Genomic DNA, 19,045 nt, shown 5'->3' on the forward strand with positions numbered 1-19,045 from the left:
CTACCTCCTCGCCTGCGGCGTGAACCGGGCGAGCAGGGCGCCGAGGACCAGGTTGCACACCAGTACGGTGGCCACGGTCACCAGCAGCGTCCCCTGGATCACCGGGACGTCGTGCCGCTCGGACGACTGGAGCGTCAGCAGCGCGACGCCCGGGAGGTTGAAGATCCGCTCGGTGGGCACCGAGCCGCTGAGCAGCGCGGGCACGCCGACCGCCAGGATGCCCAGCGTGGGTCCGAGGGCGTTGCGCAGCGCGTGCCGCAGCAGCACCCGCCGCCGCGACAGGCCGCGTACGGCCGCCCCGACGACGTAGTTCTCCCGCAGCGTGGCCACCAGAGAGGTCCGCAGCTGCCGCGCGATGTGGGCGGCCAGGGTCAGGCTCAGCGCGAAGGACGGCATGAGCATGCAGCGGAACCACTGAACCGGGTCCGTGGTGAGGCTCACGTACCCGCCGGCCGGCAGGATCCGCAGGGTCGCGGAGAACATCACGATCAAGACGATGCCGACGACGAACCCCGGGATCGTGCTGAGGGCGGAGCAGACGGCGGTGACCGAGCGGTCCAGCCGCCCGCCGCCGTTCAGCGCCGCGGCGATCCCGGCCGTACCGCCGATCAGCACGGCGAACAGGGCGGCCAGCCCGGTGATGGCCAGGTCCACCGGCAGCGCCTGGCGGATGCTGGCGGAGACCGGGATGGAGGTGAAGTAGGAGGTGCCGAGGTCGCCGGTGAAGGCGTGGCCCAGCCAGCTCGCGTACTGCGTCAGCAGCGGCCGGTCCAACCCGAACTGGTGGTTCATCCGGGCGATGTCGGCCGGGGTGGCGGTCTCGCCGAGCACGGCCGCGGCCGGGTTGGTCGTGGACAGCGCGCCGAGCGCGTACGTGCCGAACGAGGTGATGAGGAAGACCGTGGCCGTGGTGACCAGCGTCCGCAGCACCTTGCCGATCCAGCCGGGCGGCCGCCGGTTCCCGGCGAGGGCGACGCCGGGCCGCGGCGCCGTGGCGACGGCGCTCATCGGCTGTTCCGATCCGGGGCGTTCACGCGACCGTGACCCCCTCGAACCGCTGGACGACCGTGGCCTTCGGCAGCGCCGACACCGACTTGGTGTGGGCCAGGACGCGGGGCACGGTGAACAGGAAGACGTTCGGCATCGTGCGTACGGCGACGCCGGTCGCGGCCCGTACCACCTGCGGGTACTCCGGGTCCTCCAGCGGCGTCCCGACGATCTTCCGGACCGCCGCGTCGAGCTCCGGAGGCGTGGTGCGGCCCGGGTTCATCAGGCCCTCGGCGCCGAACAGCACCTGGAACGCCTGGGCGGTCGAGTCGCGGCCGGCGAACTGGTCCACGGCCAGTGCCTTGGAGTGCTGGATGTAGAGGATCTGGGTGGCCGAGGCCTGCGGGATCGTCTCGATGGCCGGCGTGAACCCGGCCGCCTTGAGCTGGGCCTGGAGCGCCTGCGGCAGGTTTCCGGGCGCGGAGGCGGTGATGGAGACCGGCGCTCCGAGGCCGTACTTGGACTTGGCGAGCAGCCGGCGCGCCTTGGCCGGGTCGTAGGCGTAGATGCCCTCCAGGGCCGGGTCGTAGCCCACGTAGCCCTTGGGGAACGGCTGGTAGGAGACCTCACCGACGCCGAACTGCTGGATCTTCAGCAGTGTCGCGCGGTCCACCGCGAACTTCAGCGCCAGCACCGCGTTGGGGTCGTCGAACGGCGGCTTGGTGATGTTCACGTCCAGCACCGCGACCACCAGTGAGGGGATCACCTGCACCTCAAGCCCGGCGGCCTTGGCGGCGGCGACCTGGCTGCCCGGGATCTGGGCGACGTTGTAGCGGCCGGACTGCAGACCGGCGATCACCGTGGCGGCGTCCGGCAGCGGGAAGAGCTGGAAGTTCGCCACCTTGACGTTCGCGGCGTCCCAGTAGCCGGGGTTGCGTTCGAGGGTCGCCTGCGAGTTCTCCACGTACGAGGTCAGCGTGTACGGCCCGGCGCCGGCCGGCTTGGTGGCCAGTCCCGCGGCGTCACCCTCGAACGCCGCGGGGTTGACCACCATTCCGGTCTTCCCGGCGAACAGGCTGGGGATCTGGTAGTTCGGCCCCTTGAGGTCGAGGACGACGGTCGTGGCGTCCGGCGCGCTGACGGTCTTGATGTCGACGAGTTGCGCGGCGATGAGCGACTTGGGCGCGTCGCGCCCGCGTTCGATGCTCTTCTTCACCGCGGTCGCGTCCAGCGGCGTACCGTCGCTGAACTTCAGGCCGGACCGGAGCTTGAACGTCACACGGTCGCCTCCGTCGCCGTACTTCCACGACTCGGCGAGGTCCGGGACCGGGTTGCCCTGCTCGTCGTGCTTGGTGAGGCCGGCGTAGACGAGCGAGAGAGCGTGCACGTCCCAGCCGGCCGAAGACGTCACCGGGTCCCACGACGTGGGCAGGTCCCAGCCCCACTTGAGCGTGTCGGGCGTCGTTCCGCCGGATCCGGCCACGCCGCCGGAGCCGCAGGCGGCGGCGAGCAGCAGGGACGAACCGGTGGCGAGGCCGAGCCCCAGGAAGGAACGTCTGCTGGGTTCGGAGAGAGCGGTGCTCATGGCAGGTTCGAGTCCACCTTTCGTGAACGGTCGTGATCACCCGAGAGGTGGCAGGCTCGAGGGCGTCGGGCGTGGCGATTCACCGGAGCGGCGCATGGCGCGTCTCCGTGAGTTCGGTGAGATCGGAAGACGGTGACCGGCTCGGCGCTGGGACGGTCACGCGGAAGAAGGTCGCGGCGGCGGTCCTGGGAAGACGGTCGTACGGCGACGGTCGCGCGGGCGGGGGCTCAGGCGACGGTGGCGGCCCCGATGCCGGCGCCTACCGACACAGGGCGCTGCACGTCCGCCGGTAGTCGACGAAGCGGCAGACCACACCCGGATGCGTCGAAGTCATGTCCCTATCGTCGCCGCGAGCGCTATTCCTGTCAATAGATACCTAAATATGTCTTATATGTCGGCAGGGGGGCGGCCCGCCGGCGGCGACGCCGGTCAGCCGCGGAGCACGGGGTGGGTGGCCGCCTCGGACGGGTGCAGCCAGACCGGCCCGCCCGCCCCGTCGATCCGTACGGCCCCGGGCGGAGGGCCGGCCGACCCGGCGAGCAGGGCCAGGTCCGGCTCCGTGACACTGCGGTGGCGTTCGAGGAGGTCCGCGGCGGTGAGGCGCGGCGCCGCGAGACGCACACCGGGCGCCACGCGCTCCGCCGCCTCCACGTACTCGCCGAGCTCCCGCCAGCCGGGGACGACCGCGCGTCCGGCGGGGCCGGTGAACACCAGGGTCGGCAGCGCGAACCGGTGTCGCTCGCCGACCTCCTTGGCCCGCCCCGGGTGGGGTCCCGGCCCCGTCACGGCGAGGACCTCGGGGAACGGCTCCCGCGCCTCCGCCCAGTCCCGGCGGACCGCGGCCCGCACCTCGCCGGAGACGAGATCGCGGGAGAGCCGGGCGTGGTCCAGCCCCGGAACGCCGGTGACGGCGTCGAGCACGGTCCCGGCGCGGTCCGCGGGGGCGCCCAGCAGGAAGGTGGTCTCCCGCAGCCGGCGCAGGACACGGACGGCCACCTCGCCGCCCTGCGCCTCGGCGGCCTTGGCGGCGAGCGAGGACGGCCAGCTGCTCCGTGCGACCCACCGCAACCGCGGCGCGTACGGGGCCGCCGTGTGCCGCGCGATGTCCGCGATGTACCGGTGATACCAGGCGGCCTCCGCGTCAGGGTCCGGCGCCGGGTCGTCGTCCTCGTCGAACAGGATGCCGAAGACCCGGCGCCACCCGGCCCGACCGCCGTCCAGGCCGGCCAGCGCGGCGCGGAGCCAGCGGAACTTCGGCTCCGAACCCCAGGCCCACGGGCACGCCGGGTCGGTGAACTCCACGACGGTCAGCGGACCGTCGGCCGTCATGGCCGGTCGACCGGCGCCCACAGACTGGGCAGGTTCACCACCACGCCCTCCTGGCTGGTGCGCGAGATCACCACGACCGCCTCCGTGTCGCCGGGGTTCTCCTCGCGATGCGGGGCGTACGGCGGAACGAAGATGAAGTCGCCGGGCTCGGTCTCCAGCCGTACCTCGTCCTCACCGTCCGCGAAGACGAACACCGGATTGCCCGACACGACGTAGATCGAGGTCTCCGTCTCACCGTGGTGGTGGTCGCCGGAGTTCGTGGCCGGCGCCACCAGGGTCTTTCCGGTCCAGAGCTTCGACGAGCCCACCGTCTTGCCGGAGATCGCCTCCAGCCGGGTCATGCCGGAGGTCTGACTCGTCTCGCCGGTCAGCTCCGCGCCGCGAACGTGCCGCAGCTCGCCGTGCCAGTCGTCTGCCATCAGGGGCCTCCCATTCTGTTCCGCCGTCACACGCTGAGAGCCGCGTCGCGCAGCAACGACGCGGCGGGCTCGGGTGGGTCGTCCGCCAGCAGGTCGGCCAGGGTCACGCCGTCCAGGATGTCCTCGAACCGTTTCTGCAGTCCGGCCCACAGCTCCGACAGCCGGGCGGCCGGGCCCGGATAGCGCTGGTCGCCGAGGCTCTCCCCGTGCACGGTCATCAGCTGGCCGTCGACCGCGGCGACGACGGCCGCCAGCGAGATCGAGGCCGCGTCGCGGCTCAGCCAGTAGCCGCCCTCGCAGCCCCGCTGGCTGCGCACCAGCTCGGCCCGCCGCAGGTCGCGAAAGACCGCCTTGAGGAACCGGTGCGGAATCTCCTGGGACAGGGCGATGCCCTCGCAGGTGAGCGGGCGGCCGGTGTCGGCGGCGAGTTCCAGGAGCGCCCGGATCGCGTAGTCCGCCCGCGCCGAGATTCGCATGGCGACCCCCCCTTGAGCGCTTCCCTGAGACGACCTGCCGCGGAGCACGGCGATGCGGGCTCACGCTATCAAAATAGCCCCTTTCAGGTATCTATTGCATGAGCCACCCACCGGGACGGCGACGGTCGCGCGCCGGACGGCGCAGCTCAGATCCGGCCGGACTCCAGCACGCGCTGGAGGAACTCGCGGGTCCGTGGCTCCCGCGGCTCGGTGAAGATCTGTTCGGCCGGGCCCGTTTCGAGCAGCACCCCGTTGTCGAGGAAACAGACCGTGTCGGCGATGTCGCGGGCGAAGCCCATCTCATGGGTGGCCAGCACCATCGTCATGCCCGACTCCTTGAGCTCGCGGATGATGCCCAGCACCTCGGTCACCAGCTCGGGGTCGAGTGCGGAGGTGACCTCATCCAGCAGCATCAGGCTCGGGCGGGTGGCCAGGGCCCGGACGATGGCGACGCGCTGCTGCTGGCCGCCGGAGAGCCGGTCCGGGTACTCCTTCGCCTTGTCGGCCAGGCCGAACCGCTCCAGCAGCTCCCGCGCCTGTGCCACCGCCGCGGCCCGAGGCGTCTTGTGCACGCGCACGGGCGCCAGGGTGATGTTGTCGAGCACCGACATGTGCGGGAACAGGTTGTAGGACTGGAAGACCATGCCGATGTGTTCGCGCGCCCGGTCGGCGTCCGCGCGCACGTCGGTGATCTCGGTGCCGTCCAGGTAGATGGCGCCGTCGTCGACGGTCTCGAGCAGGTTGACGCAGCGCAGCAGGGTGGACTTGCCCGACCCGGAGGCGCCGATGAGGCAGACCACCTCATGGGCCGCGACGTCCAGGTCGACGCCGCGCAGCACGGGCTGGGAGTGATAGGTCTTCCAGACGTTCTCCACGCGCAGCAGGGCCGCGTCCGGAGACCGCAACGGCGCGTCCTCGATCCCCTCGCTCCGCTCGGTCATGAATCCTCCTTCGTCGGAGGGAGTGACCACTGGGACGCGCCTTTGATTCCCTCGCTTCGCTCGGTCATGTGCCGCCTCCCGGTGCGCGTCGCCGCTCGGCTCGGGCGGCCAGGTGATCGGTGAACCGGGCCAGCGGCACGGTCAACGCGATGAACAGCAACGCCGCGGCCAGAAAAGGGGTGTAGTTGAACGTGTCGGCCGAGTGGATCTGGGCCTGCCGGAGCGCCTCCAGCGGGCCTAGCACGGCCACCAGGGCGGTGTCCTTCTGCAGCGAGGAGAAGTCGTTGAGGAGCGGCGGCACGACCCGTCGCACCGCCTGGGGAAGGACCACGAAGCGCAGGCTCTGCACGTGACTCAGCCCGAGTGAGCGCGCCGCCGCCCGCTGGCTGGGATGGATCGAGTCGATGCCGGCCCGGAACACCTCCGCCACGTACGCGCCGTAGGACAGGACGAGCGCCGCACCGCCCAGCACGGCCGGATCGCTGGGAGCACCCCGCAGGTTGAGCGCGGGAACACCGAAGCCGATGAGGTAGACGAGCAGGATCGTCGGGACGCCGCGGAAGACGTCGGTGTAGCCGACGGCCAGGGCTCGGATCGGGAAGAAGACCGGGCCGGTCAGGCTACGGGCGAGCGCGACCAGCAGGCCGAGGCCCAGGATGAGCGGCTCGGCGATCAGGAAGATCTCGACGTTGAGCCAGAATCCGCGGAGCACGTCGGGGAACGCGTCGCCGAGCTGGCCGACGGAGAAGAAGGTCTGCCGGACCCGGGGCCAGCCCGGCGAGGAGACGAGCAGCCCGATCACGAGGGCCAGGAAGACGACCGTCGAGACGGCCGCCACGGAGGCGGACCGCCGGCCGGTCCGCCTCCGCTGCCGCTCGCGTTCGAGCTGGCGTGCGCTCTTCACCCAGGCGGGCGGGGTCGCATCGGACGTGGTCACGTCAGGATCCGCGTCACTTGAGTACCGCGGCGCCCGCGGACGAGGTCAGCCACTGGTTCTGGATCCGCGCGAGCTCTCCGGAGGACTTCAGCTGCCCGATGGCCACGTTGAGGCAGCCGGCCAACGGGTTGCCCCGTTGCAGCAGCAGGCCGAACTGCTCCGTGCCGTCGGCGCTGCGCGGGAGCTGGCCGACGATCTTGGAGTTCTTCACCTGGGCGGCGGTGACGTAGAAGGCGGTCGGCAGGTCCAGCACCACCACGTCGACCTGCTTGTTCTTCAGGGCGTTGATGGTGTCGATCTGGTTGTTGAAGACCTGCGGCTGGGTGGAGGGCTGGATCTGCTTCCGGACCGCCTGCAGCGCGGTCGTGCCCACCTGTACCGCGATGCGTGCGTTCTTGAGCTCGTTCACGCTGGTGACGCCCGCGTACTTGCCACCGTCGGCGGCGACCACGGCCTGTGCGACGTCGTAGTAGCCGTCGCTGAAGGTCACGGCCTTCCGGCGCTCGGGGGTGATCGAGATCTGGTTGATGTCGAAGTCGAACTTCTTCGGGCCCGGCGCGTAGGAGGAGTCGAACGACTCGGTCGTCCAGGTCACCTCGTTCTTGGCGAAGCCGAGCCTGTTCGCCACGGCATAGGCGACCGCGCTCTCGAAGCCCTGACCGTTGCTCGGATCGTCGTTCTTGAACCACGGTTCGAACGCCGGCTTGTCGGTGGCGACCGTCAGCCGCCCGGGCTTGGTCAGCTTGAGCTTGTCCTTGGCGCAGGCCGCGGTGCCCGTCGCCGACGTGCTCGCCTTGGCGTCACCCGTGCTGTCGGCCGGGGCGCAGGCAGCGGTGACGAAGGTGAGCGCGGCGAGCCCTGCGACGGCCGACGTCAGCGAAGATCGGGACAAGGACGCCTCCCGGAATATCCCGAATAATGCAGATCGATTTAGCGCGGATCCTACGGGAGGCTACCCCCCTTACGCTGCGCCGTCGCCCGTCCGTGCCGGACGACGGCGTCATGCGCCGGGAGCCGGGAGCCGAGGCGTCAGGCGAACGACTCGATGACGGCGGCGGCCAGGGCGGCGCGCTCGATCATCCCCGACACCGTGGCGTGCTCGGTGCGCGCGTGCGCTCCGGCGCCCACCGCGCCGAACCCGTCGAGGACCGGGACGCCGAGGGCCGCCGCGAAGTTGCCGTCGCTGGCCCCGCCGACCGCCGTCTCCCGCAGGTCGAACCCGAGGTCCTTCGCGAGGGTCCGGGCCCGCTCGTACAGGTCCGCCACGGCCGGCGTGCGGGCCATGACCGGGCGGTTCCAGCCCCCGTCGACCCGCACGCCCACCCGCGGATCCGCCGGCCGCCACTCCGTCAGCGCCCGTTCCACCCGCTGCGCCTCGGCCTCGTCGGCGACGCGGACGTCGATGCCGGCGTGGGCCGATCCGGCGGTCACGTTGCGGCGGGTGCCACCGCCGGCCACGCCGACGTTGACCGTCGTGCCCGCCGCCAGGTCGGTCAGGGCGGTCGCCGCGAGGACGAACTCCGCGAGCGCGGTGATCGCGCTGGCGCCCGCGGTGGGGTCGAGACCCGCGTGCGCCTCGACGCCGGTCAGCGTCACGTCGAACAGGCCGACGCCCTTGCGTGCGGTCTTCACCGCGCCGTCGGCGCCGGCCTCGAAGACCAGCACGGCGGCGGCGTCGCGGCAGGCCTCCTCGATGACCGGGCGGGACGCCGGGCTGCCGATCTCCTCGTCGCCGTTCAGCACCAGGCGTACGGGCGGGCGGCCCAGCCCGGCCGTATCGAGGCCGCGCAGGGCCCAGACCGCCTGCACGAGACCGGCCTTCATGTCGAACACGCCCGGTCCGCGGATCACGTCGCCGTCGACGGAGAACGGCAACTCGGCGAGCGTACCGACCGGCCAGACGGTGTCGTAGTGCGCCAGGATCACCACGGTGCCGGCACCGCTTCCCGGGTACTCGACGACGACCGTGTCGCCGTGCGGTTCCCCGGAGTGCGTGCGCACGGACGCCGGCGCGCCCAGGCGGCGGGTGACCCACGAGACGACCCACTCACGGCCGGCCGCGAGCCGGTCCCGGTCGTCGCTGGGCGTCTCCAGGCGGACGTACTCGCCCAGGTCGTCGAGCATCTCCGCCGCGCCGGCGCGCATCCACTCCAGCAGGTCGCTCATCGCACCGGCCCCTTCGCCGCGGCCGCGTCGAGCAGCGCGATACGCGACTCGCCCATCGAGGACGCGTCCGCCTCGACCTCGGCGAGCTGACCGAGCAGAAGGCGCAGGACGGGGACCTCGATGCCGTGCCGTTCGGCGGTGGCGACCACGGGCCCGTACTGCGTCGGCACCTCGGTGGGGCGGCGACGCACCGCGATGTCGCGCCAGATGCCGCTGCGGGTCTTGGTCTGGGTCCGCAGCCACGCGACCAGCCGGTCGGTCGCGGAGGCGGACTTGCCGGGGTCGGCGCCGTCGATGTACGCCGAGGGCTCGAACGCGTCGAACGGCTCCAGGGTGACGCCCTCCGCGGCGGAAACGGCGAACACCTCACGGGCGAGCGCGTGCGCGGCCGGGCGGTGCCGGTCGAGAAGGTCTCCCATCGCGTCGTCGGCCAGCGCCGTCGCGGTCAGCATCGCCCCGAAGCCCAGCTTGGCCCACAGGTACCCGGGGACGTTGCCGGTGACCTCGACGGGCCCCCACGCGCCCAGGTCGGCGGCCAGCTCGCGCACCCGTGCGGAGACCGAGCCGTCCATCTCCCCGATCGCGATGGCGCCCGCGCCCCCGTCGCCGATCACACCCGGGGCCAGGACGTCGGCGAACAGGTCGACGAACGCGCCCACCGTACGCTCGGCGCCCACGTGGGAGGCGATGAGCTCCTCGTTCAGCCCGTTCTGGAGGCTGACGACGTAGCCGTCCGCGGCGAGGTGACCGGCGATCCAGCCGGCGGCGGTCCCGGTGGCCTGCGCCTTCACCGCGAGCAGCACCCGGCCGAGCGGTGCGCTCACCTGGTCGGGCGTGAGGGCCGCGGCGACCGGCTGCGGGGTCCGTACACCGCCGCGTTCGAGGATGACGCCGTCGCGGGCGATCGCCGCGACGTGGGCGGAGTCGGCGTCCACGACGGTCACCGGGTGGCCCGCGCGGGCGAGGTGCCAGGCGAGGGTGCCGCCGATCGCGCCCGCGCCGACGACGGTGTACTCACGAGAGCTCACAGGTGTGCTCCTTCGGGGTCGAGACCGGGGGTCTGTACGTCGGTGAGCCCGGGCCAGTGGACGGGAAGGGCGGTCGTCCCGGCGGAGGCGCCGCCGTCGACCCGCAGGATCGCACCGGTCACCCACTCGGCGGCCGGGGAGACGAGCCAGCGGACCGCCGCGGCGATGTCGTCCGGCCGCCCGCGCCGCCCCAGCGGGTTGACCGACACGGCGGCGGCGTACTCCTCGGTCACCGGGTTCGCGGCGCTGTCGACCGTGACGAACCCGGGGCTGACCGCGTTGACGCGGATGCCGGCTCCGCCGAGCTCCACGGCCGCGGCCCGGGTGAGCATCTCCAGTGCCGCCTTCGACGTGCTGTAGTGCGCCGCGCCGGGCCGGGCGCGCAGCGCCGCCCCGGAGCTGATGTTGACGACGCTGCCGTGCCGGCCCGCCGCGACGGCCAGCGCGGCGTACGCCCGGACGGCCAGCATCGGCGCCCGTACGTTGACCGCCTGGACGCGGTCCCACAGGGCCGCGTCGAGGTCGAGGAAGGGACGGGCGGGGTAGATGCCGGCGGCGTTGACGAGCGCGTCGAGGGGACCGCCGGCCTCCCACGCCCGGCGCACGACGCGCTCGGGCGCGTCGGGTTCGGCCAGGTCGGCGACGACCGGCGTCGCCGTAAGCCCCTCCAGGGACGCGCGGAGCGGAGCCTCCCGGAGGTCCACCCCGGTCACCGTCCAGCCGTCCGCGGCGAACGCCGCCGCGACGGCGGCGCCGATGCCGCTCGCCGCCCCGGTCACGAGGACATGCCGGTCGCTCACTCGATCTCCTTTCCCTTGGTCTCGGGCATCGTCAGGTAGACGACGACGCCGATGGCGGCCGCGATCGCCGTGTAGACCCAGACCTTCTCGCGGTGCCCGTGGGTGGCCATCCAGGTCGTGACGTACGGCGCCGTGCCGCCGAACAGCGCGACGGCCAGGGCGTACGGCAGGCCGATGCCGGTCGTCCGCACCTCGGCCGGGAACTGCTCGGCCATCACGACCGCGCAGTTGGCGGAGTAGCCGACGAGGAAGAACATCCCGACGAGCTCGACCACCAGCAGCGGCCAGAAGCCGTTCCCGACGAGCTGGAACAGCGGCCAGGACAGCACGAGGAACCCGGCGGCGAACGCGGTCATCGTCGGCTTGCGGCCGAACCGGTCCGACAGCATCCCGCCGAACGGCAGCATCACCAGGAAGACGACGATCGCGATGGTGTTGGCGAGGAAGGCGCGGCTGAGCGGCACGCCCTCGGCGGCGTGCGCGTACCCGGGCATGTAGCTGACCCAGACGTAGTAGAGCAGCGTCCCCGCGATCGTGATCCCGATGACGCGCAGCGCGGCGCGCGGGTGGCGCGACACCATGTCGCGGAGCGGGGTCGGGCGCGCGTCGTCACCGCGGTTCTCGGCCAGCTCGGTGAAGGCGTCGGTCTCCTCGACGGCGGTCCGCAGCCACAGGCCGACGAGCCCGAGCAGCCCGCCGACGGCGAACGCCGCGCGCCAGCCCCACGCCGCCAGCGCCCCGTCGCTCAGCGTGCTCGTGAGCAGGGTGCCCATCAGGGAGGCGATGAGCGTGCCGGCGCCGACCGAGACCTGCTGCCACGACCCGATGAACGCCCGGCGGCCCGGTGACGCCGACTCGATGAGGAACGCCGAGGAGGTGCCGAACTCCCCTCCGGCGGAGAATCCCTGCACCAGGCGGGCGATGAGGAGTACCGCCGGGGCGACGATGCCGACCGCGCTGTACGGCGGGCACACCGCGACGATCAGGGCGGCTGCCGCCATCATCGAGATGGTCAGGGTCATGCCCGCCTTGCGCCCGCGCCGGTCGGCGAAGGCGCCCAGCACCGCGGCGCCGATCGGCCGCATCACGAACCCGACGGCGAACACCGCGAGGGTCGCGAGAAGGTCGGCGGTCTTGTCGCCCTTGGGGAAGAACTGGGTGGAGAAGATCGGCGCGAACGCCGAGTAGACCGCCCAGTCGACCCACTCGACGGTGTTGCCGACCGCACCGGCGACGACCGCGCGCCGCTGCTTGTCGGTCATCCGTGCGCCCCGCCCGCCCGTGCGCACGGCGTCGCGGGAGTGGGTGACGCTCATGAACCCTCCTCCGGCGGTGCGGTCTGCCGCGGAAGCTCCGCGCGGACGTGCTCGGCGATCTGGGCGTGCGTGGCGAACCAGACGCCGTCGAAGCCGGCGATGTAGGTCAGCAGCTCGGTCAGCACGACCATGCGCGAGCGGTGCCCGATGATGTGCGGATGCATGGTGAGCTGGAACAGGCCGCCCTCCGCGCGTGCGGCGTCGAACTCGTCGCACCACAGCCGGAGCACCTCGCGCGGCGGCGTGTACGGGCGCAGTGAGCCGTAGCGCTCCATCATGAAGTAGGGCGCGTCGTCGCGGATCCACTCGACGGGGATCTCGACGATGCCGGTGGGCTCACCGTCGGCGAGGAGTTCGTAGCACTCATCGTCGGCCATCAGGGACGAGTCGTAGACGAGCCCCAGCTCACCGATGATGTCCAGGGTGGCGTCGGAGAAGTCCCAGGAGGGGGTGCGCACGCCGGCCGGGCGTACGCCGGTGATCTCCTCCAGGGTGTCCAGGGCGCGGGCCGCGAGCATCCGTTCGTCGTCCGGGGCGAGCAGCATGTTGCGCTCGTGGATCCAGCCGTGCGCGGCGATCTCGTGGCCGGCCGCGACGTAGCCGCGCGCCTCCTCCGGATGCAGCAGCGCCGACACCGCCGGCATGAAGAACGTGGCGGGCACGCCGTGCCTCTCCAGCGCGGCGAGGATGCGCGGCGCGGCGACCCGTGAGCCGTACTCGCCCTGGGCGAGCTTGCCGGGCCGGGTCTCCCCCTCACGCAGGGGGATGGTCTCGTGGTCGGAGTCGAACGACAGCGCGACGGCCACCTTCGCGCCACCGGGCCACGGCGGCGTCAGCCGGCGGCCGGCCCGGACCCGCTCCACGTGCCTTCGCCAGGTCGTCTCGTCCCACTGCCAGGGTTCGCTCGTCGCGTTCAACGTCCTCTCCTTTCCTTGCGGGGCTCGGGCGCGGTGGGGACCCAGGCGCGCTTGAGCGTGTCGAGCTGCAGAGTCGTGTCGGCGCGGCGTACGCCCGGCAGTGCGCCGACCACGTCGGTCGTGAAGCGGTACAGGTCGGCGAAGTGCCGCAGGGACACCTGCCCGCAGAGGTTGAACCGGCCGGCGGTGGCCGACAGGTACTTCACGCCGGGCTGGGAGGCGAGCCGCCGCCCCGCCGAGTCCAGGTGCGCGGGCTCGACGTCGAGCCACAGCATGAACTCGACGGCGAAGCCGAGGAGCGTCGGCTCGACCAGCGTGCGAAAGCGCAGGCAGCCGCGTTCGACCATCGAGTCGATACGCCGCGCCACCGTCGACTCGCTGACGCCCACCCGCCCGGCCAGCTCCTTCACCGGCATCCGGCCGTCCTCGCCGAGCGCGGCGGCGATGGCCAGCTCGAGGTCGTCGAGCCGGTCCGGGGGACGCTCCCACACCTGGTCCTCGAACGGGCGTACCGGCTCCGGGCGCAGCAGCGCGGCGGCGTCGGGTTTCACCAGCCCGGGATCCCAGTCGTGCGCGGAGGTGAAGGTCCGCATCACGGTGAACGTCTCGGTCTCGGTGAGCTGGTCGTGCGCCGGCATGTCCCGGGTGAGCAGCTGCGCGAGGTGACGGTGGGTCGGCACGACGAACTCGGCCACGGCGTCGGCGGCCCCGGTGACGACCGCCACGAAGCGCGCCTCCGGCCGCGCCGCCAGGGACGCGGCGACGTCCTCGGCGGTCCCCGGGCGGCAGGAGATCCGCGTCAGGACGGGGACCCCGAGCCCGCAGCGCAGTACGTCGACGACGCCGATCACGCGGGCCGCGCCGCGCTCGCGCAGCGCGGCGAAGCGCCGCTGCGCCGTGGACTCGCTGACGCCGACGGCGCGCGCGACCAGATGCCAGGGGGCGCGGCCGTCGAGCTGAAGCGCCGCCATCACCTGGCGGTCGACCTCGCCGATCCGGGTGTCATCGACCATTCGGCCATAGTGGACGACCGAAACCAGCGATTCAAGCCTTCATGTGATGAAATCTCGCATACTGAGCTTGGTTCTGCGTTTTTCCTGCAGCGCTCCCGCTTCTGTGCCAGGAAAACCCATGCTCCGGCCACACGCGGCTCCAGGCGGAAGAGCGCGACGTGCGCCACCGGGTGTCACGACACGACACGCACGCATTCGGCCGGTCACGTGGCTCCGCCGGCCCCGGGCAGGCCGAAGTGGCGACGAACCCGGGGCGGCTTCAGAGCGGGCCTATTCCGGCACGATGGACAGGGCCCGAGACGGGCAGAGGTCGACCGCGCGCCGCGCCCGTACCGCGGCCTGGTCGTCGGGGTGATCGGTCCGCAGGACTACGATGCCGTCGTCATCCTGGTCGAACACGGCCGGCTCGGTCAGGACGCACTGTCCCGAGCCGACGCAGACCTCAGTGTCCGCCTTGATCCGCATCATCTCCTCCTTACCAGGTGACCGGAACCTCGTAGGCGCCGTAGATGTTGGCGTCGGCCTTGAACGGGAGAGCATCGACCGGCGCGGCGAGGCGCAGGGTGGGTATGCGGCGGAACAGCGTGTCGAACACGATCTGCAGTTCGATTCGGGCCAGGTTCTGGCCGAGGCACTGGTGCGGGCCGTAGCCGAAGGCGATGTGGTGCCGGGCCCCGCGCTCGACATCCAGATCTGCCGGATCATCGAAGATGGCCGGGTCCCAGTTGGCGGACAGACCGGAGATCACGACTCCCTCGTCCGCCTTGACGGTCACTCCGCCGATCTCCACGTCCTCGGTGGCCACCCGGGAGGTGACCATCTCGACGATGGAAAAGTAACGCAGCAGTTCCTCCACGGCCATCGGCGTCTTGTCCGGATCGGCCTTGATCACGGCCAGTTGGTCGGGACGGTTCAGCAGTCCGAGCACGCCGAGCGAGATCATGTTCGCCGTGGTCTCGTGGCCGGCGAGCAGCAGCAGGAAGGCCATGCTCACCAGGGCGGCGTGGTCGAGAGTGCCCTCCTCGCGCTGCTTGTCGATCTGCCGGCTGTACAGGTCGTCGCCAGGATGGGACTCCTTGTGTGTGATCAGCTCGGCGAGGTAGGCGCGTAGTTCGTCGACGGCTCGCTGCCGCTCCTCCGACGCCGTGGTCCGGCGGATCAGCGCGGCGGTGCGGGCCTGGAAGAAGTCGTGGTCGGTATAGGGCACACCGAGCAGCTCGCAGATCACCAGTGATGGCACCGGCAGGGACAGCGCCGTGACCAGGTCGACCGGGCGCTCGTCGGTGGCCAGCATGTCATCGATGAACCGGTCGACGATCTGCTGGATCCGCGGCCGCAACGCGGCCAGCCGCCTCACGGTGAACTCGCCGACCACCGCGCGCCGGGCCGCCGCGTGTTCCGCACCATCCATGCCGATCATCGACGGCGGCTGGCTACGGAACCGTTCCCGGATCGCCCGATCGCTGTCGACGATCGGGAAGTTGTCCTTGCGCCGGTCGGAGGAGAACCTGCGGTCGGCGAGGATGGCACGGCCTTCCTCATACCCGGACACCCACCACACCTCGGCGCCGCCCGCCAGGCGGACCTTGCTGATCGGCCCCTGCTCGCGCAGCCGCGCGTACTCGGCGGGCTGGGTGAACGGGCAACGACGCGGGACCGGGAGCTCCAGGTCGGCGAGTTCGCCGACGACGGTTTCTGTCATGATGACCACCCCAGCATCCGGAAGGATTTCCTCCACTTACGCCCAGGCTAGCTAACCGGAGGAATATCGTCCAGATCTATGCTGGACGGGGGAGTGATCGAGGACCCGGATTCGATCGCGACATGCGATACTCCCTCCCCAGGACAGGTCCGGCAGGCGAAGACCCGGGACGGTGAGGGTGCACGGCACGCAGAAGACCCCAGCGCCGCTCCGCGCCGACGCTAGACGCAACCGGGAACAGATCATCGAGGCGGCGCGGAGGCTGTTCGTCCGGATCGGCGCGGATGTGCCCATGGAGGACATCGCCCGGGCGGCCGGAGTCGGGATCGGCACTCTTTACCGGCGGTTTCCGGACCGCGACGAACTGATCAAGGCGGTCAGCCTCGACAACTTCACCCGGCTGGCCGAACTGGCACACCGGGTGGAGCGGGAGGAGCCCGATCCGGCGGTGGCGCTGACCACGCTGCTGCACTCCGCTCTCGACCTACGGCTGGGCATCACCATGACCGCCGTGTCGGCCCGCGCCTACCGGGCCATCCAGGACTCGCCATCGATCGCCGAACACCGCGACGAGGTGATCGCCGTGGGCCGCCGGCTCCTGCACCGCGCCCAGGAACGCGGCGCCATCCGCTCCGACATCGATATCGGGGACACGGTGCTGGCGCTGGCCGTGGTGTCCCGGCTGGCACCGCTGGCCGACGACGACCTCGGCGAGATGGTGTTCCGGCGGCTGTTCGCACTGATGATGGACGGCCTGCGGACCGTACCCGGCTCGCCCCTGCCCGGCCGCTCGATCGACTACCAGGACGTCGACGAACTACGCCGGCGCGGCGGATTCGCCGGCTTCGGCAAACTCGACCCACCGGACTCGCCCGGCTTCGACGACTCCTGACCGGCCGGCCGCCTACCGGGCGGCCGAACTCAGCGACGCATCGAGCGAAAGACGCCCGGCACTAAAACATGCTCATCAGCCGGCCCGGCGATCGTCTAGAGTCGGAATCGCCCGACTGATCATCAATGGAGGTCTTGCCGTGTCGTACGGCGGCGAACGCGCGCCGGCGGGCCTGGACACCAGCAGGCCGAGCGTCGCCCGGATGTACGACTACTACCTGGGCGGCAAGGACAACTTCCAGGTGGATCGGGACGCCGTCGACCGGATCGAGAAGGCGATGCCCGGCACCCGCCAGGTCGCGCACCAGAACCGCGCGTTCCTGCGGCGGGCCGTGCGCTACATGGCGCGGCAGGGCGTCCGGCAGTTCATCGACATCGGGTCCGGGCTGCCCACGGCCGGCAACACGCACGAGATCGCGCAGGAGGTCGACCCGTCCGCGCGGGTCGTCTACGTCGACAACGACCCCGTCGTGCTCAACCACGGCCGGGCGCTGCTCGCCGCCGACAGCCGTACGACGGTGGTCACCGCCGACATGCACCGGCCGGACGAGGTCCTCGAACACCCGGAGGTCACCAGGCTCATCGACTTCGGCCGGCCGGTCGGCGTGCTGATGATCGCCATGGTTCACTTCCTCACCCTGGACGAGCAGCCGTACGTCATGGCGCGGCTGCGGGACGCACTCGCGCCGGGCAGCCACTTCACGGCCACGCACGCCACGACGGACGGCCTGCCGGCGGACATGGTCGCGCACACCGAGGCCGTCTACGCGACCACGCCCACGCCGATCCACTTCCGGCCGCGCGCCGAGATCGCCCGCTTCTTCGACGGGTTCGAGCTCGCGCCTCCCGGCCTGGTCATGCTGAACGAGTGGCGCCCGGACGCCGACGCCCCGGTGACGCAGCCGTGCTGGCTGTACGGCGCGGTCGGCCGCAAGCCCTGACGCTCCACGGCACCGGCGGGTATTGACAACATTCTTAACAGAGGAAGACCATGCGATAGAGCGCTCTCACAACCCCGCCCGCCGCCTCTGTCACGCATCGGTGTCACGGACTCCTCCGTCCACCGCGGCACCGTCGCGTCCGGCAGCGGCCCGCTGAGAAGAGGTACGTCGTGATCGCGGATTCCCCTGCCGCATCCGCGCGGAGACCTCGGCCATCGCGCCTTCGCCGACTTGTCCTGGCCGCCGTCACGGCCGCGGCCACCGCCACCGCCACCGTCGCCGTCGCGCCGGACTCCGGCGCGTCGATCCCCCCGCCACCCTCCGGCTGGAGCACCGTCTTCAGCGACGACTTCACCGGCGCCGCCGGCACCGGGCTGAGCACCGCCGACTGGCTCTACGACACCGGCACCGGATACCCGGGCGGTGCCGGGAACTGGGGCACCGGTGAGGTCGAGACCATGACCAACAGCACCCAGAACGTCTACCAGAACGGCAGCGGCGACCTGGTGATCAAGCCGCTCCGCGACGGCAGCGGCCACTGGACCTCCGGCCGGGTGGAGACCCAGCGCACCGACTTCGCCGCCCCCTCCGGCGGAAAGCTGCGCATGGAGGCCTCGATCCAGCAGCCGAACGTCTCCGGCGCGGCGGCGGCCGGCTACTGGCCGGCGTTCTGGGCGCTCGGCGCGGCCGCGCGTCCGGTCGGCGCGACGAACTGGCCGGGCATCGGCGAGATCGACGTGATGGAGGACATCAACGGGCGCAGCTCGGAGTTCGCCACGCTGCACTGCGGGACGAACCCGGGCGGCCCGTGCAACGAGACCACGGGCATCGGCAGCGGCGAACGCGCCTGCGGCGGCTGCCAGACGGGCTTCCACCAGTACGCGGTGGAGTACGACCGCAGCGTCTCACCCGAGCAGTTGCGCTACTACCTGGACGGCAACAACTTCTTCACGATCAACTCGAACCAGGTCGACGCGACGACCTGGAACAACGCCCTCCACCACGGCTTCTTCATGATCCTCAACGTGGCGATGGGCGGCGGTTTCCCGGCGGCGTTCGGCGGCGGCCCCACCGGGTCGACGCAGTCGGGGGTGCCCATGCTGGTCGACTACGTACGGGTGCTGACGAGCGGCGGAGGCGGCACGACGCCCCCGCCGTCGAACGGCAAGGCCATCACCGGCTACGGCGGCCTGTGCCTGGACGACCGCTCCTCCAGCACGGCGAACTTCAACCCGGTGCAGGTCTACACCTGCAACGGCACCCCGGCCCAGCAGTGGACCGTCGTCGAGGCCGGCAGCACGCTGCACGTCCTGGGCAAGTGCCTGGACATCAACGGCGGCGGCACCGCGAACGGCACGAAGGTCGACCTGTACGACTGCAACAACACCGCGGCGCAGGTCTGGATCCCCCAGTCCAACGGCTCGCTGTACAACCCGCAGTCGAACAAGTGCCTCGACGACACCGGCTGGTCCACGACGCCGGGCACCCAGGTGGAGATCTGGGACTGCACCGGCGGCGCCAACCAGGTGTGGCACCTGCCCTCCTGACCCGTCCGTCCGGTCCGGGCGGCCACGCCGTCCGTGCCCTCACCCTGCCG

At 71.6% G+C, this 19,045-nt stretch carries 19 protein-coding genes; 3 read left to right on the forward strand and 16 right to left on the reverse strand.

Going from position 1 to position 19,045, the window contains the following annotated elements; translation table 11 throughout:
- The 16 genes from OG417_RS33090 to OG417_RS33165 all read right to left on the reverse strand — a co-directional run bounded on the left by OG417_RS33090 (position 1) and on the right by OG417_RS33165 (position 15,616).
- Complete coding sequence (locus OG417_RS33090) at positions 1–1,008, reverse strand: ABC transporter permease (RefSeq protein WP_329236901.1); 1,008 nt, start codon at positions 1,006–1,008, stop codon at positions 1–3.
- A 22-nt stretch (positions 1,009–1,030) separates the two neighbouring features.
- Entirely contained in the window at positions 1,031–2,572 is a 1,542-nt protein-coding gene (locus OG417_RS33095) for an ABC transporter substrate-binding protein (protein WP_329236904.1), read from the reverse strand.
- A gap of 429 nt (positions 2,573–3,001) precedes the next feature.
- A complete protein-coding gene (locus OG417_RS33100) occupies positions 3,002–3,901 on the reverse strand; it encodes a DsbA family oxidoreductase (RefSeq protein WP_329236906.1) in 900 nt (299 codons plus the stop codon).
- Complete coding sequence (locus tag OG417_RS33105) at positions 3,898–4,320, reverse strand: cupin domain-containing protein (RefSeq protein ID WP_329236909.1); 423 nt, start codon at positions 4,318–4,320, stop codon at positions 3,898–3,900. The genes OG417_RS33100 and OG417_RS33105 overlap by 4 nt, the downstream gene beginning before the upstream one ends.
- 26 nt (positions 4,321–4,346) lie before the next feature.
- The gene (locus OG417_RS33110; protein ID WP_329236912.1) at positions 4,347–4,796 is read right to left on the reverse strand and encodes an RrF2 family transcriptional regulator; all 450 of its coding nucleotides are present in this window, start codon (positions 4,794–4,796) and stop codon (positions 4,347–4,349) included.
- Between the two features lie 146 nt (positions 4,797–4,942).
- A complete protein-coding gene (locus OG417_RS33115; protein ID WP_329236915.1) occupies positions 4,943–5,737 on the reverse strand; it encodes an amino acid ABC transporter ATP-binding protein in 795 nt (264 codons plus the stop codon).
- Positions 5,738–5,801: 64 nt separating this feature from the next.
- The gene (locus OG417_RS33120) at positions 5,802–6,674 is read right to left on the reverse strand and encodes an amino acid ABC transporter permease (protein WP_329236918.1); all 873 of its coding nucleotides are present in this window, start codon (positions 6,672–6,674) and stop codon (positions 5,802–5,804) included.
- Between the two features lie 13 nt (positions 6,675–6,687).
- Positions 6,688–7,566, reverse strand: a complete 879-nt coding sequence (locus tag OG417_RS33125) for an ABC transporter substrate-binding protein (RefSeq protein ID WP_329236921.1) — start codon at positions 7,564–7,566, stop codon at positions 6,688–6,690.
- A 137-nt stretch (positions 7,567–7,703) separates the two neighbouring features.
- On the reverse strand, positions 7,704–8,840 hold the full coding sequence (locus tag OG417_RS33130) for a M20 family metallopeptidase (RefSeq protein WP_329236924.1): 1,137 nt from the start codon (positions 8,838–8,840) through the stop codon (positions 7,704–7,706).
- Entirely contained in the window at positions 8,837–9,868 is a 1,032-nt protein-coding gene (locus OG417_RS33135) for a ketopantoate reductase family protein (protein ID WP_329236927.1), read from the reverse strand. The genes OG417_RS33130 and OG417_RS33135 overlap by 4 nt, the downstream gene beginning before the upstream one ends.
- Complete coding sequence (locus OG417_RS33140; protein WP_329236931.1) at positions 9,865–10,668, reverse strand: SDR family NAD(P)-dependent oxidoreductase; 804 nt, start codon at positions 10,666–10,668, stop codon at positions 9,865–9,867. Before OG417_RS33140 ends, OG417_RS33135 begins: the two co-directional genes overlap by 4 nt.
- A complete protein-coding gene (locus OG417_RS33145) occupies positions 10,665–11,984 on the reverse strand; it encodes an MFS transporter (protein ID WP_329236934.1) in 1,320 nt (439 codons plus the stop codon). The genes OG417_RS33140 and OG417_RS33145 overlap by 4 nt, the downstream gene beginning before the upstream one ends.
- Complete coding sequence (locus OG417_RS33150) at positions 11,981–12,901, reverse strand: polysaccharide deacetylase family protein (RefSeq protein ID WP_329236938.1); 921 nt, start codon at positions 12,899–12,901, stop codon at positions 11,981–11,983. Before OG417_RS33150 ends, OG417_RS33145 begins: the two co-directional genes overlap by 4 nt.
- Positions 12,898–13,914 carry an Lrp/AsnC family transcriptional regulator gene (locus OG417_RS33155; RefSeq protein ID WP_329236941.1) on the reverse strand — a complete coding sequence of 339 codons (1,017 nt, stop codon included), beginning with the start codon at positions 13,912–13,914 and terminating at the stop codon, positions 12,898–12,900. Before OG417_RS33155 ends, OG417_RS33150 begins: the two co-directional genes overlap by 4 nt.
- Before the next feature lie 270 nt (positions 13,915–14,184).
- Positions 14,185–14,379, reverse strand: a complete 195-nt coding sequence (locus OG417_RS33160) for a ferredoxin (protein WP_285572341.1) — start codon at positions 14,377–14,379, stop codon at positions 14,185–14,187.
- Positions 14,380–14,389: 10 nt separating this feature from the next.
- Entirely contained in the window at positions 14,390–15,616 is a 1,227-nt protein-coding gene (locus tag OG417_RS33165) for a cytochrome P450 (RefSeq protein WP_329236945.1), read from the reverse strand.
- 178 nt (positions 15,617–15,794) lie between these two features.
- Between OG417_RS33165 and OG417_RS33170 the strand changes: the two genes are divergently transcribed.
- From OG417_RS33170 to OG417_RS33180, 3 genes are all read left to right on the forward strand, one after another.
- Positions 15,795–16,508 carry a TetR/AcrR family transcriptional regulator gene (locus tag OG417_RS33170; protein WP_329236948.1) on the forward strand — a complete coding sequence of 238 codons (714 nt, stop codon included), beginning with the start codon at positions 15,795–15,797 and terminating at the stop codon, positions 16,506–16,508.
- Positions 16,509–16,647: 139 nt separating this feature from the next.
- On the forward strand, positions 16,648–17,448 hold the full coding sequence (locus tag OG417_RS33175) for an SAM-dependent methyltransferase (protein WP_329236951.1): 801 nt from the start codon (positions 16,648–16,650) through the stop codon (positions 17,446–17,448).
- A gap of 170 nt (positions 17,449–17,618) precedes the next feature.
- A complete protein-coding gene (locus OG417_RS33180; protein ID WP_329236953.1) occupies positions 17,619–18,995 on the forward strand; it encodes a ricin-type beta-trefoil lectin domain protein in 1,377 nt (458 codons plus the stop codon).
- Positions 18,996–19,045: the final 50 nt, after the last annotated feature.

This window comes from Actinoallomurus sp. NBC_01490, from assembly GCF_036227085.1.
Lineage (GTDB): Bacteria > Actinomycetota > Actinomycetes > Streptosporangiales > Streptosporangiaceae > Actinoallomurus > Actinoallomurus oryzae.